The 14,158-nt window shown below is 67.7% G+C and carries 9 protein-coding genes; all 9 read left to right on the top strand.

All coding sequences use genetic code 11. The annotated features are described in order from the left end of the window. Nucleotides 1-706: 706 nt before the first annotated feature. The 9 genes from LXM90_RS03160 to LXM90_RS03115 all read left to right on the top strand — a co-directional run bounded on the left by LXM90_RS03160 (nucleotide 707) and on the right by LXM90_RS03115 (nucleotide 14,152). Nucleotides 707-1,471, top strand: a complete 765-nt coding sequence (locus LXM90_RS03160; protein WP_026604636.1) for a hydrolase — start codon at nucleotides 707-709, stop codon at nucleotides 1,469-1,471. After that, on the top strand, nucleotides 1,468-2,775 hold the full coding sequence (locus LXM90_RS03155) for a glycosyl transferase (protein ID WP_026604637.1): 1,308 nt from the start codon (nucleotides 1,468-1,470) through the stop codon (nucleotides 2,773-2,775). The genes LXM90_RS03160 and LXM90_RS03155 overlap by 4 nt, the downstream gene beginning before the upstream one ends. 269 nt (nucleotides 2,776-3,044) lie before the next feature. Beyond that, complete coding sequence (locus LXM90_RS03150) at nucleotides 3,045-5,075, top strand: glycosyltransferase (RefSeq protein WP_205833888.1); 2,031 nt, start codon at nucleotides 3,045-3,047, stop codon at nucleotides 5,073-5,075. A gap of 1 nt (nucleotide 5,076) precedes the next feature. After that, nucleotides 5,077-6,741 (top strand): Wzz/FepE/Etk N-terminal domain-containing protein, encoded by a 1,665-nt coding sequence (locus tag LXM90_RS03145; protein ID WP_020091246.1) that lies wholly within the window; start codon nucleotides 5,077-5,079, stop codon nucleotides 6,739-6,741. 71 nt (nucleotides 6,742-6,812) lie between these two features. After that, complete coding sequence (locus LXM90_RS03140) at nucleotides 6,813-7,925, top strand: glycosyltransferase (protein WP_020091247.1); 1,113 nt, start codon at nucleotides 6,813-6,815, stop codon at nucleotides 7,923-7,925. Between the two features lie 552 nt (nucleotides 7,926-8,477). Continuing rightward, the gene (locus LXM90_RS03135; protein WP_205833889.1) at nucleotides 8,478-11,108 is read left to right on the top strand and encodes an FAD-dependent oxidoreductase; all 2,631 of its coding nucleotides are present in this window, start codon (nucleotides 8,478-8,480) and stop codon (nucleotides 11,106-11,108) included. Between the two features lie 132 nt (nucleotides 11,109-11,240). Further along, a complete protein-coding gene (locus tag LXM90_RS03130; protein WP_020091249.1) occupies nucleotides 11,241-12,185 on the top strand; it encodes a glycoside hydrolase family 16 protein in 945 nt (314 codons plus the stop codon). Nucleotides 12,186-12,812: 627 nt separating this feature from the next. Continuing rightward, nucleotides 12,813-13,253: a hypothetical protein gene (locus tag LXM90_RS03120; RefSeq protein WP_234081730.1), complete on the top strand. Its 441-nt coding sequence runs from the start codon at nucleotides 12,813-12,815 to the stop codon at nucleotides 13,251-13,253. Then, the gene (locus LXM90_RS03115; protein WP_234081727.1) at nucleotides 13,250-14,152 is read left to right on the top strand and encodes a relaxase; all 903 of its coding nucleotides are present in this window, start codon (nucleotides 13,250-13,252) and stop codon (nucleotides 14,150-14,152) included. Before LXM90_RS03120 ends, LXM90_RS03115 begins: the two co-directional genes overlap by 4 nt. The last annotated feature ends 6 nt before the right edge of the window (nucleotides 14,153-14,158 follow it).

The following is a 14,158-nucleotide window of genomic DNA, read 5'->3' as shown; positions in this document are numbered from 1 at the left end:
GACAGACGTCTTTCTCGCTCGTCGCTCCGCGCTCCCGTCTCTCACTGTCTCGAGCGCTCAACAGGATGTTGGCTAGCACGGCATCCCGCCGAGATCCACAATCGATACATGAAGACGCAGTCACAACCCAAGTCTAATTGCCGGACTTATCGCTGACGAGCTCAGCATTTCACGTTGTCTCGATGACAATAGTCAATTCTCCGTGATCGAGAATCGATCGAGGTCCATCCCTTTCCGGCCCGAGCCGGGCTTCCAGGAACGTGTTGAACCCCGGATGAGGCGCGAGATCGAGGTGACATCCAGGCAAGTCGAGCCTGTCGGTCGATCCGTCGCGGCCGACGGCGCCGGCCGCCCTCCCAGCGCGGGCGGTCGTACCTTTGATCCCCCGGACCTACTCCGAACGGCGGTCTTGTTGGGCGCCCCCAAGCTCCACTAAGGCCCCCTTTCCCGGAAATTCCCCCTCGGTCGGGCCGATCAACCCGCCTTTTCGGGGGGTGCGCGGTCGCCTCGTCAATTCTTATGGCCGTAGCAGCACGCCTTCATTGATGTCGGACGGGACAGATTGTTGCTATACTCGTTGGAGGATGGACATCGCGCGCAGCGTGGTGCCGTCACGGCACCGTCATTGCAGAAGGGATCCGCCGGACGCGGCCCGGCGGGCAGGCATCAGGTTCGATCGCCATCGATCGGGAGAGATCTAGCCATCATGCACCTACCCGAGACGGCAGCCCGTATCGTATCCTGCGACGTCTTCGACACGCTGCTCCTGCGCGATCACCGGTCCGAGCGCTGCCGCTTCCACGAGATCGCGGCCGTCGCGTCGCAGCTGCTCGCGGCGGAGCACGGCGTGGCGCGCCGTCCGGGCGCGATCTACGCCGCGCGCCTGGAGGTGCAGCGAGCGGCCTACCGGGCGCTCGACTTGGCCAATCCCTCGGGCGACGTGCGCTTCTCCGACATGCTCGCGGCCATGACGCGCGTCCTCGGCCTCGATGATCGGGCCGCGGATATTCTGTATCGGGCCGAGATCACGGTCGAACGCGCTCAGTTGCGCGCGAACACCCGGCTGATGACGTGGCTGAGGGGCCGGGCGCGGGCCGGAGGCAGGATCATCGCGGTGAGCGATACGTACCACCGCGGCGAGACGATCGCGCATCTGCTGAACGCGCTGGCTCCCGACCATCCCATCGCGCGCATCTACACCAGTGCCGACCACGACGCGACCAAGCGGACACGGGCGCTCTTCGATGTCGTTCTCCGGAGCGAGAAAGTGCCCCCGGCCGAGATCCTCCACCTCGGCGACGACACGCTGGCGGACGTGACGATGGCCGCCGCCGCGGGCCTGAGGACGGCACAACTGCTCCGGCCGCGCCACGTGGTGCTGCGTCGCCGCCTCGATGCCGTCCGCGCTCGCGTGATGCACCGGCACTGGATCGGTGCCGCCCGCAGCGGGGCCAGGAGGATCGGGCCGTGAGCGCGACCGACGCCGCACGCGGCCCCGCGGGCGACGACGCGGTCGCGTTCGGCCAGCGCGTGCTGGGCCCGATCCTCGCCGAGTTCTGCCTGCGCCTCTGGCTCGCGGAACGCTTCCTCGCGCCGGACAGGACCGTCCTCCTGTTCTGCGCCCGGGGTGGCCTGCGCCTGCAACTCGTCTACGAGCGCTTCCTCCAGCGAACCGGCTTGCCACAGAACCTCCCGCGCGCGGCCCTGATGGTCTCGCGCCTCGTGGCCGCCCGCACCGCCTTCGATCCGCCGAGCCCCGGCATGCTCTCCGAACTCGGTCGGGAGTTCAGCGGCCGGTCGATGGCGGAGATCGCGGCGGCGCTGGCGCAACGCGACGATCTGGCCCTTCCGGCGTCCTGGGATGAGCCCTTCGAGGAGGGGGCTTTCACCGCGCTGCTGTCCGGCAACCAGCCCGGCGTGGCCCGCCTTCACGCCGCGGTCGCCCAACAGGATGCCCGCTTCCGCACGCATCTCGAGGCCTGCGCCGGCCCGGCGCGCCACTGCGTGCTGGTCGATACCGGGCTCTACGGCAGCACGGTCCGCATGCTTCAGGAGGGCCTGCCGGAGCGGACGTGGTCAGGGCTCCAGCTCGCCCGCTGCAACTACAAGCGCCTCGCCACACCGCATTTCCGCCGCACGTTCGGCCTGAGTGTCGAGAGCGACTGGTACAAGCCCTGGGACGCGCGCACGTCGGTGCTGCGCTTCTGGCACCTGATCGAGGCCTGCCTGGAACCGGACCTGCCGAGCGTCCGCACCTTCGCCCAGGCCGTCCCGGGATCGCCGCCGCGGGCCAATCTTCAGGACGACGGCTGGGAGGCGCGGATCGCATCGACGCGGCCGGACCTCTTCACCGGCGTTCTGGCCCACATCGACGATCTTCGCTCCGAGAGCGTCGCGGCGATCCCGGACGACGCGGCGCGGGGTTGGGCGGCCCTGAAGAAGGCAATCATCTGGCCGGATGACCGGACCGTCTCGACCTTGAGTCTCGGCGGCAGATCCCGCGATTTCGGACGCGTCGAGCTGAGCGCGCAGTACGCCACACCGCGGCCGGCCCGACCCGCGCAGCAGATCCGCGACAGTCTCTGGCGCGAGGGCGCGCTTCTCCGCTTCTTCCCGCGGGCCGGCCGGTTCCTGCTTCCCATGATCGAGGCCGTCTACGCCGGTCGCGCCCTTCGAAGGGAGGCCACGTCCCGTCTCGTCCGCCGCCGCGAGCCCGCGCCCGAGGCGCGCGCGGAGCCGCCCCTGTGGCGCCGGCAGGCCTCTGGCGCGAACTGAGGTCTCTCCGTGTCGTCGAATGCAGCGTTCGGGCCTCGGCTACTGAACTTGGATTTTCCTGTCGAGAATCAGAATGCTGCCTATAAAATAATTAGCGTCCCGGATTTTTGCCTCTATTACGTACGCGAATTCTGCGCACGCGCGGGGTCATGCGCGATCCCGGTTCCTGGGATCGCGGGTCCGACCGCGCCGCTCACGCGAAAGGTGGAACACTCTTGTTCTCGTATTCGATCCGCGAATCGGGGCTCCGACAGGAGTAGAGCGACAGCATGACGGCAGTCGGATCGTTCGGAATCAACGGTCGGTTCCTCACCCAGCCGATGACCGGGGTTCAGCGCTACGCGATGAACGTCACCCGGGCGCTGAGCGCGGCCCTGACCGCTCGTGGCGAGAGCGCCCCCTTGCTGTCCGTGCCGGATGCGGAGGATCCCCGTCTCGCAGGCACGCCGCTCCGCACCGTCGGACCGGCGGGTGGGCATGCCTGGGAGCAATTCGTCCTGCCGCGCGCCTGGTCCGGCCGATTGCTCAACCTCTGCAACACCGCCCCCGCGCTGAAGGCCGATCAGGTCGTCTGCATCCACGACGCGAACGTGTTCAACGCGCCGGAGAGCTACAGCGCGTCGTTCCGGACCTTCTACAGGACGCTCCAGCCGCTTCTGGCGCGCCGTGCCGCGCGGATCGCCACCGTCTCGAGCTTCTCGGCCGGACAGATCGCCAACCATCTCTCGGTGAGAGCCTCCGACATCGTCGTGCTCCCGAACGGGCACGAGCACGTGCACGCCTGGGATCCGCGACAGGCCGTCCGGGCGCCGGCGGCCCTGGACCGGGACGCCGACGGCCTGGAGCGCCCCTTCGTGCTGGCCCTCGGGTCCCGCGCCCGCCACAAGAACCTCGATCTGCTGCTCAAACTGGCGCCCGCCTTGGGCGAACTCGGGCTCGACCTCGTGGTGGCGGGCGGCCAGGCGACCATCTACGCCGCCGAGGACCTGCGGCGCGGCGAGAATGTCCGCCACCTCGGCTTCGTCACCGACCACGACCTCGCCTACCTGATGGAGCGCGCCCTGTGCCTGGCCTTCCCCTCCCTCACGGAGGGATTCGGGCTTCCGGCGCTGGAGGCGATGGCACGCGGCTGCCCCGTCGTCTCGACCGACCGCGCGAGTTTGCCGGAGATCTGCGGGTCGGCGGCCCTGCTCGCTCCGCCGGACCGGCCGGAACGCTGGCTCGACCAGATCCGCGCCCTGGCCGCGAGCCCGGACCTGCGATCGGACCTGATCGGCCGCGGTCGCGATCAGGCCGCCCTCTTCTCGTGGGAGGCTTCGGCGCAGGGCTACCTCGATCTCATGCGGGCGCCGAAGGTGCGGCCGACCGCGCGCCCCGCCGCGCGCCCTGCCGCGCGATCCGCGGCACCGCCATCTCCGCCCAGCATCGCCGTCGCCATCGCGACGCTGGGCCGTCCCGAGGTGGTGACCGGCACGCTGCGGCGGATCCTGGATCGGCAGACCCTGAAGCCCGCCGCCATCCTGATCTCCTGCGTCACCCCGGACGATGCCGGCGAGGCGGCCGCGTGGCCCGGCGTGACGGTGGTCACGGGGCGTCCCGGCCTCGCCACTCAGAGAAATGCCGCCCTCGCCGCGCTGCCGGAGGCGATCGATATCGTGGTCTTCTTCGACGATGACTTCGTCCCCGAGGCCGGCTGGCTCGCGGCAGCCGCGCAGCGCTTCGAAGACGAGCCGGACATCGTCGGCCTGACGGGCGACGTCGTCGCGGACGGCATCAAGGGGCCCGGACTGCGCTTCACCGAGGTCGACCGGATGCTCGCCGCGCTGGCTCCGGTCGAGCCGGCGGCGCCCGTCGAGGCCTTCAGCCCGTACGGCTGCAACATGGCGTTCCGTCGCTCGGCCATCGGCACGCTGCGCTTCGACGAGCGGCTCGTCCTGTACGGCTGGCTCGAGGACCGCGATTTCGGCGCGGCCCTGGCGGCCCGAGGCGGCCGGCTCGTCAAATGCATGGAGGCCCGCGGCGTCCATATGGGCGTGAAAGGCGGTCGCATCTCCGGCGATCGGCTCGGCTATTCGCAGATTGTCAACCCGCTATACATGCTGCGCAAGGGCACGATGACCCTGTCTCAAGTCTTCGGCCAGATTACCCGCAACGTTCTCAGCAACGTGACGCGCTTCGCGGCCCCCGAGCCGTTCATCGACCGGCGCGGCCGGCTGCGCGGCAATCTGCGCGGCGCCGCGGACGTGCTCCTGGGACGGCTGGAGCCCGAGCGGGCCCTGAAGATCCGACGGAAAGTGTGAGATGAACATCCACAACACCAACCGGATCCCGCCGGACCAGTCCCAATCGGTCTCCCATTCTCCGGAGACGACCTCCATCGGCGTGCAGGACGGCCCGCTGGCCGTCATCTCGGCGGCCCTCAAGGCGGCCCGCCGGCACAAACTGGCGGTGGCCGTCTGGGTGGTATTCTGCATCGGCTGCGCGGCGCTCTACACGGTGACCGCGACCCCCTTCTACACGGCGACCGCTGTGCTGCTGCTCGAGCCGCGGCGCCCGGTGGGCTCGGGCTCCTCCGATGGCGCCCTGATGCCGAGCCTCGATGTGGGCCGGGCCGAGAGTGAGCTCCAGGTCCTCCGCTCGGAACGGCTGCTGGCGAACGTGTTCAACAGTCTCCAGCTGGCGAACAATCCGGAATTCGGTCCTCCGGAAGCCGAGAGCCCGAAGGAGCCGGGCCCGGGCGCGTCCGAATTGTCGGGGCTGCGGACCGCCCCACCGTCGACGGCAGCCATCCTGCAGCAGAGGAAGTTCGAGAACTTCGCCGAGCGATTTACCGTCAGGCGGGTCGGACAGTCGTACGTTGTCGAGGTCTCGTACACGTCCAGAGACCCGAACCTGGCGCGGCGCGTCGCGAACGCGGCCGTCTCGGCCTATCTCCTGCAATCCATCGCTGCCAAGGCCGATGCGGCCAAGAACGGTGCCGAGTTCCTCCAGGGTCGCGTCAATGCCCTCGCCTCCCAGGCGCGGTCCGCCGCGGCGGCCGTCACCGAGGGCACGCTGCCGGACGCGCCGACGCCCGATGCCGACGCGCGGGTGATCGGCGCGGCGCTGCAGCCCCTCAAACCCTCGGCCCCGCGGAAGACCCTGATCCTCGGCCTCGGCGCGATGATCGGCCTCGTCGGCGGCTTCCTGGCCGTGGCGCTGCTGCAGGCCTTCGACCGCCGGATCCGGACGCCGCAGGATCTCGTCCAGAGGGCCGGCATCCCCTGCCTCGCCGTGATGCCCGAGGTCCTGCGCAAGACGGCCGAGGGGCGCCGCGAGACCGTGGATCTGCGCAACGTCAACGCGCCGTGGTTCCTCAACGTCAAATTCTCCACGGGCGTCCGCGACCTTCGGACGTCGATCCAGCTGGCCCTCTCCGCGCGCGGCCACGATTCCGACTGTGTCATCGCCCTGGTCGGCTGCACCCCGCGCACCGGCACGACCCTGATCGGCCTGAGCTTGGCGCGCCTGCTGCAGGAAGGTGGCCGGACCGCCCGGCTGATCGACACGAATATCCACGGCGCCGGAACCTTCTTCCTGACCCCGGACTCCAAGGCCGGGGTCGGCGCGAGTCTCGCCGACATGATCATCAATCCGAGCCATCTGGCCCTCGCCAAGTTCGTGGATTTCGGGGGCGTCTCGGTCCTGCCGTCGCGGTCGCCGTACACGGCGGTCGGCACCGGCATCTCCCTCAGCTCCTCGATCTTCCAGAGCGTCATCGACCAGATGCGCCGGGGGGGCTACGTCATCCTCGACCTGCCGCCGCTCTCCGTCTCGGCCGAGTCCCGGGTCGCGGCCCGTCGAGCGGATGTCGTGGTGATCGTCGCCGAGGCCGGGCGGACGACCGTCGACGAACTGTCGGACGCGGTGAACGGCCTGATCGGTGCCGGCGCGAACGTGATCGGCGCCGTCCTCAATCGCGCGTGAGTCGGACTCCGGCATCGTCGACGGGCCCGCGCCCGGATCGCCGGAGCTTCGAACGGAAGGAGTTGGTTGGGATGGCGGCCGGAGATCGTGAGAAGGTCCAGATCCTCTATCTACAGCCGGGGTCTTCCGTCTTCGCCGGCATCGAGCGAGTGGTCGACACGATCGGCGGGGAACTCGCGCAGAAGTGCGGCACCGAGTTCGCCGTCGACGTGCTGCGAGTCACGCAGCACGCGAACTACCCGGCGGAACCGCGGCCTTACAGAAGCGTCTTCCGGCCGGTCACATCGCGCCTGCACCTCCTGCGGATCTTCAGGGATGTCAGCAAAGGAGGCCGCTACGATCTGATCATCGTTCCGCAGATCGAGCCGACCGTCATCTTCTGGCTCGCCCGGTTGGGCATCCCGCAGCGGATCACGATGCACCTGCACGGCAACCCGCGGCGCGAATCAGCCAGCCTGAAATCGAAGGTCAAGTTCTTCCTCCTGAAGCATTACATCCTCCCGCGGATCGCTTCCGTTTTCGGCACGTCGCCGCGGCAGCTCCGGGCGTTCGAGGCCGATTTCAACTGCAGACGGCCAATGTACTGGGTTCCCAACCCGGTCAGGCACTTCGAAGCGTCGGACGCCGACATCCGGCCCGACCCCGCCGTCATCACCTTCGTGAATGTCGGACGCTACGCCTTCCAGAAGGGTCAGGACCTTCTGGTGCGCGCGTTCGCGCGATTGTACGAGCGGCGCAGGAACGTGCGGCTCAACTTGGTCGGCCACGGATCCGACAAAGCGGCGCTGGCGGACCAGATTCAGGCGCTCGGCCTGTCCGAGGTCGTTCGGCTCGTCCACTACCCGGACAACCCGCAACGGGCGCTCTTCGCGAGTGATGTCTTCGTCGCGACGTCTCGATGGGAGGGCTGGTCGCTGGCGATCTGCGAAGCCCTCCGGTGCGGACTGCCCGTCATATCCACCGATTGCGAATTCGGCCCCAGCGACATCCTGGTCGACCGACGTCTCGGGCGCCTGATCCCACCCGACGACGAGGAGGCGCTCATAGAATCCATGGAGTATTACTGCGACAATATAATCCTGGAGAGATCGTTTTCGGAATTCAGGAAGCTTCACATCGACCAGTACAGTGCCGAGAGGATCGTGCACATTCACGCCGACGCGATCCGGCAATCGGCATGCTGAACCTCGGCCAGCCCCCGGTCGCGCAGCGGCCCGGCCCATCCTCCACCTCGACCCTAGAGCGCTCTCCGCCGAAGTGGATACCGGTTCGGCGTGAGAGAGCGCGTCAAGACAAAGGTTTAGAGCCGTGCCCGATTGCAACGCGATCGGGCACGGCTCTAAGTCGTCGCGCGCGCCGCGGAAGCAGCATCGACGCGGCGGCCCGCCGAGCGCGTCAGGGTTCGCAGCCGCGATGCGCCGGCCGGCCGGTACGGGGCGATAGGCGCGCGTCGCACGGGAGAGCCGCACCACCGGCCGACAACGTCCGGACCGCGCCGCGGAGCGTCATGGATCGCCGTCCTCACGACCGCGCGCAACCGTCGCGCCCGCTCGTCGACGGATCTATCGCTGGTCCATATCCGCGTCGTGCCCGAAGAATCACTGACGATCCGGCGTCATGGCAAGTGGACACTGAACATATTCATGCCTCCTCAACGCGTCGATCGTCCACGTCCGCGCTTCAGCAATAAGTGCGCGACGGTAGTCTCGATGGAATGAGCCCGGGAGCCGCCCACCGTGATCCAACTGCGTGCCGCACGTGAAATCGAGGGTCTTCTGGATGCGGCTTGCGATGTCTGCATTGTCGGGACGGGCCCGGCCGGGAGCACCTTGGCGCGCGAGCTGTCCGGCGGCGGCCTGAGGGTCGTGCTGCTGGAGAGCGGCGGCCTCGACCGGATGGAGAGCGCGGACGCGCTGGACGCCATCGTGAATGTCGGCCGGCCGCGCGCGACCCAGTGGGCCGTCCGGAACCGGATCGTGGGTGGTAGCTCGCACACGTGGGGCGGCCGGTGCGCCCCTTTCGACACGATCGACTTCGAGCAGCGTGCCTGGGTCCCGGAGAGTGGGTGGCCGTTCCAGCGCGACGCACTCGATCCTTATCTCGAGCGGACGGCCAAGTATCTCGGGCTCGCCTACGGCAACCATTTCAGCGACGCGCGCTTCTGGGACCTGTTCGGTTCGCAGCCGGGCTGGTCCGAGCCGGATCCTCGGATGCTCCTGCCCTTCTTCTGGCAGTTCAGCCGCGACGACGCGGAATCCTATCCGTTCGAGTACACGCGCTTCGGGCGGAAACTGGACGAGAAGTTGGGCCCGAACGTCACGTTGATCAGCGGCGCGACCGTCGTCGCGATCGACGTGAACGGGACGGGCGACAGGGTACAGGGCGTCCAAGTCGCGGCGCCCGACGGCGCGATCGTCAAGCTGCCGGCCCGCCATGTCGTCCTGTGTGCCGGCGGGATCGAGAATGCGCGGCTCCTCCTCGCCTCCGATCATCAGGTCCCGGGCGGCCTCGGCAACAGGTTCGACCGCGTGGGTCGCTACCTGATGGATCACCTGCGCGGGCCGGTCGCGCATTTCGACCCTCACCGATCGCGCGCGCTGCAGCGGCGGTTCGGCCGCTACACCATCGAGGATCGGCTGTTCCGGGGCGGGCTCCGCCTGAGCCCGGACGTCCAGCGAAGCCGCCAGCTCCTGAACAGCGCGGTCTGGCTCGGGGAGACGCTCGCCCCCGACGACCCGGGCGACGCGATCCGGAGGATCCTGGTCGGCAAGCCGCGGGCGAAGGACATCCTGACGCTGACGTCGAACCTGCCGCTGCTCCTGCGCGGCTGCTGGGACCATTTCATCGCGCGCAACGGCTTTCCGCGGAAGCTCTCCGAGCTGAGCCTCGAATGCATGGTCGAGCAGCGGCCGGATCCCGAGAGCCGGGTCATGCTCTCCGATCAGCGGGATCACCTGGGCAGCCGGCTGCCCCTGATCGACTGGCGCAGTCACGAAGATGAAGGCCGCACGATGCGCGAGACGGCGCGGCTCGTCGCCTCCGAGTTCGCCCGCCTGGGCCTGCCCGTGCCCGAGCTGGCAGACTGGGTGCGCGAAGAGGCGCCGATCCCGCTCAGCTTCGTCGATGTCGCCCACCCGACCGGCACCACCCGCATGTCCGACGATGCCGCCAGGGGCGTCGTCGATGCGCGCGGCCAGGTTCACGGGATCGACGGCCTGTTCGTCACGGGAAGTTCGGTGTTCCCGACAGGAGGCCACTGCAATCCCACGCAGATGATCGTCGCTCTGGCGATCCGCCTCGCCGACCTGCTGAAGGTCCGGGAGCAGCGCGACACCGTGGTCTCCGACCTCCGAACGTCTCCGCCCGTCCCGGGCGATCTCCGCGTCCTCGTGACGGGGGCGACGGGGCGGATCGGCCGCATCCTGGTGGAGGACCTGCAGGAACGCGGCTACGCGGTCAGGGCCGTCACGTCCCAGCCCCTGACCGAGGCGCAGCCGCGCACGGGTCGGGTCGAGTGGCGGACCTTCGACTTCACGGCGGATCAGGATTACGCCGGCCTCGTCCACGGCTGCGCGGCCGTCATGCATCTCGCCGCCGAGCTCGGGAAGCAGGACCGGATGCAGGCCATCAATGTCGAGGCGACGCGGCGACTGGCCGAAGCCGCCGAGCGGGACGGCGTCCGGGCCTTCTGCTACATGAGCACCGTCTCCGTGTATGGCAGCGGCCGCGCGCGCACCGTGACGGAGACGGCGCCGGTTCTCACCAGCAGCGTCGACGTCAAATCCGAATACTGGGCCCTGGACTACGTTCGCGCCTACGGTCGAACGAAGCTCGCCGGCGAAGAGGCCATCAGGCGGATCGCCTCGACCCTTCCCTACGTGATCCTGCGCCCGACGGTGGTCGTCGATCTCCATAATCTCATCGGCTTGCGCGACTGGAGCCTCTCGAAGCGCCTCTTCGCAGCGCATCGGCCCTCCCATCACGTCTACGTCCGGGACGTCACGGACGCGGCGATCTGGACGATGACGCGGTCCCTGACCGGGGCTTGGCCGGCGGGCGAGGTCCAGGTCTTCAATCTCTCCGATCAAGAGGCGCGCGATGCGCGGATCGGCGACTTCATGCGGCGGGCGTTCACGATAAGCCGCGATCCCCGCTTCCGGGTCATCCCGATGCCGGCCCTCGTCGACTGGCTCCACGATTTCCTGCGCAACCGGACGCTGCCCTTGCGCAATCCTCTCTGGAGGATGCGGTTCCCCAACGATCGTCTGCGGCAGGCCGGGTATCGACACCGCTACGGAATGGCCAGGGCCCGCGCCATGGCGCTGGACATCCTGCGAGCGGAAACACGGGAGCGAAACCGGTCCTGAAAGCCGTCAGCCTCACCACAGCGGCGCGCCGCCGGGCACCGGCACGTCCCAGCTCATGGCGTCGCCGCGAAAGGAAGGTTCGTGCCGCGAAGTTCTCTCTCACTTGCCACGCCGGAACTCGGAGCTTGAGCCATGACGAAACCTCGCTGGGTACGCCGCGATCTGCTGAAATCGTGCTTCCGGGATCTACCGATCTGCGCGGCCGCGTCCCTGCTGCCGACCAGCGGCTCGAGCGCGGCGATCGACGCCTCCGTGGATCCGACGCAGGGCCGCACGCTCGTCTTCGATGAGCCCTTCGCGGAGATCAACGGACGGATCTGGAATGGCGGACCGAAGGCCACGACAGGGCCGTCCGGTTTCTACGGCCGTTCCGCCTTCGCTCCCCTTGCCGGGGCGGAAGGCTTCAAACCCTACGAGATCGTCGCGGATGCGGAGGCCACGGGCGGCACGGCCCTCCAGATTTCCGCGAAATACATCGGACGCAAGATGAGCGTCGTGAATTACTATGGAAACAACACATCCGACTATCAGTGGATTTCCGGAAATTTGCAGACCGGCAGCCGCAGCGGTGTCGTATCGGTCGGCTGGCGCCAAGGCTATCTCGAAGCGCGGATGAGATTTCCGCGGCATCCGCTCACGTGGCCGGCCTTCTGGCTTCTCAACCGGGATGGCATCACCAATGCCAAACGGAGCATAGAGGTTGATATCGTCGAGCACAAGGGTTTCGAGCCGAAGCTCTACGGCGCGTACTTGCACGAATGGGGGCAGCCCGGTGAGCACAACGAAGGCACCGGCGTTCCCACGCCCGTCGACATGACCGAACAGTACTGCCGGTACGGCGTGCTGATCCAGGACGGTCAATGCATTCCTTATTTTGAGCGCAAGCCAATTATCAATCCTAAGACGAACCAGCTCAATATCTGGACACTCACCCGCGCGTCGGAGATGGAACAAGCCGGCGACGTCTTCTGGCCGCTCCTCACATTGGCGTTGCGGACGGATGTCCCGGCCCCTCAACTGACCGAAGCGCAGAAGCTCACCCATATGCGCGTCGATTACTTTCGCGTGTACGCGTAGCCTCGGACGCCGCGCCGACGAATCCGTGAGGGCGGCGAGGCTCGCGCCCGCGACCTGTTCTCATCGCGGACGGCACACCAAGCGCGTCGCTCCGAATCTGACCTGACCGGCTGGCTTTGGACCGGGCTGATTGAGAGGGTCAGTTGGGGCCGAAGGCGTCGGACATGCGGCGAGGTCAGAAGACGAGCGGGGAGCAGGTGGTGCTGAGGCTGCGCCAGATCGAACGCTGGCCGAGCGCTACGGCATCGACCTGAAATCCGTGGCGAAGTGGAAGACGCGCACGTCCGTCCTCGATCAGCGTACTGGGCCGAAGGAGCGGCATTCGACCGTGCTGTCGGTCGAGCTGCGAGGCTGTCAGCAAAGCCTGGGCCGCAGAATCAGAGCACTTCAGGCTCGACCCGCTCCACCAAGGCCGGGACCAAACACGCTCTCGTCGCGAGTTCAGAGACTGCGTGGGTTGGTCGTCCGACAGTCGTCAGCGGGAAAGGGCATTGCCCGGGCATCCGCTAAGCACTTGATTTGAATGGCGCGCCCGCCCGGCGACGTTTCGAACGAATTGTTCGACACGCTGGCTCAGTGGAACGCCTTCCTGGAGCACCGCAAGTCCCATGACTTGCAGGTGCCGCCATGTCCCTAGGCAGCACCTTCGAAGCCGAAGCGGCAACCCCGCCTCCCGCTAAAACCCGCCGAATCAGAAAGGCCAAGGCACCGGCACCCTTCAGCTTCCGACTTTCGGGGGCCGAGCGCGCCCGCCTGGCTTGTGAGGCCGCGGGCGCTCCGCTCGGCACCTACATCCGCGCGAAAGTTCTGAGCGAGCCGGTCCCGGCCAGAATCCGCAAGAGCGGCATCTCGATTGCCGACCGGAAGGTGCTGGCCCAGCTCATCGCCCTGCTCGGCCGCTCGCGGGTTTTCAGCAACCTCAACCAGCTTGCCCATGCGGCAAACACCGGCTCGCTTCCCGCGACGGAAGAAACTGAAGCCGCCCTCGTCCAAGCGCTTGCCGATCTCCACGAGATTCGCCGCCTGCTGCTGGTTGCGCTCGGCCTGAAGCCGGAGGCGCAGCCATGATCTTGAAAGGCTCGCAGCGTGGCGGCGGCCAGGACCTTGCCGCCCACCTCATGAGGATGGACGACATGCCGCGCGGTATCGCGCGCGAAGGCATGCGCGATCCGCGCAACTTCACCCTGGCCGAATGGCAACAGGCCAAGCGCCAGGGGCAAGACCCACGCTGGCTCAAGGCTGTCGTGCAGTCCTGCTGGCTGGCGTCCGATAGCGGTCCTGCCTTTTCCCGTGCGCTCGAAGAGCATGGCTGCTTCATCGCGCGCGGCGACCGGCGCGGCCATGTCATCATCGACCATGACGGCGAAGTGCATTCGCTCCCGCGCGTCCTCGGCCTCAAAACCAAGGATGTAAAAGCGCGCCTTGGTGATGGCGATGCTCTGCCCTCCGTCGAGGCCACCCGCAAGGCGCTGGCCGAGCGCATGACACCGGCGATCAAGCGACACGTCGCGGAGTCGCGAACCAAGTTCCAGAAATCTGCTGCTACGCTTGCCCACGCCAAGATGGAAATGACCCACCGCCACCGCGATGGGCGCGCCAGGCTCGACCAGGATCAGACGCGCACCTGGGACGCCGAAACGAAGGCGAGAGCGGCGCGACTGCCCAAAGGCCTGCGCGGCCTATGGCACCGGATCACCGGCCAATATCAGAAAGTCCGTTCGCAGAACGAAGCGGAAGCGAAAGCAAGCCTGGAGCGGCAGGCGCAAGAGCGCCAGCAACTTATCGACCGGCAGCGCGAAGAGCGGGCCCGCCTTCAGGTCGAATTCAAATCCCTGCGCAAGCGCCAAGCCGAAGAGCTGCTGGAATTGCGGCGTGAGCTTGGGCGCTTCTTTAAATTCTCGCGCGGTCTTGATCCTGGACCAGCCCGCAAGCGCGAGATGTCTATCGGGCTGGCCCTGGGGTGCTAGAGGCTA

Source organism: Methylobacterium oryzae (genome assembly GCF_021398735.1).
Taxonomy (GTDB): domain Bacteria; phylum Pseudomonadota; class Alphaproteobacteria; order Rhizobiales; family Beijerinckiaceae; genus Methylobacterium.
This window is presented reverse-complemented; position numbering and strand designations above follow the sequence as displayed.

Coding starts and splice junctions, on each gene's coding strand:
- LXM90_RS03120 (WP_234081730.1), top strand. CDS start 12,813: ATGTCCCTAGGCAGCACCTTCGAAGCCGAAGCGGCAACCCCGCCTCCC.
- LXM90_RS03150 (WP_205833888.1), top strand. CDS start 3,045: ATGACGGCAGTCGGATCGTTCGGAATCAACGGTCGGTTCCTCACCCAG.
- LXM90_RS03140 (WP_020091247.1), top strand. CDS start 6,813: ATGGCGGCCGGAGATCGTGAGAAGGTCCAGATCCTCTATCTACAGCCG.
- LXM90_RS03145 (WP_020091246.1), top strand. CDS start 5,077: ATGAACATCCACAACACCAACCGGATCCCGCCGGACCAGTCCCAATCG.
- LXM90_RS03160 (WP_026604636.1), top strand. CDS start 707: ATGCACCTACCCGAGACGGCAGCCCGTATCGTATCCTGCGACGTCTTC.
- LXM90_RS03130 (WP_020091249.1), top strand. CDS start 11,241: ATGACGAAACCTCGCTGGGTACGCCGCGATCTGCTGAAATCGTGCTTC.
- LXM90_RS03115 (WP_234081727.1), top strand. CDS start 13,250: ATGATCTTGAAAGGCTCGCAGCGTGGCGGCGGCCAGGACCTTGCCGCC.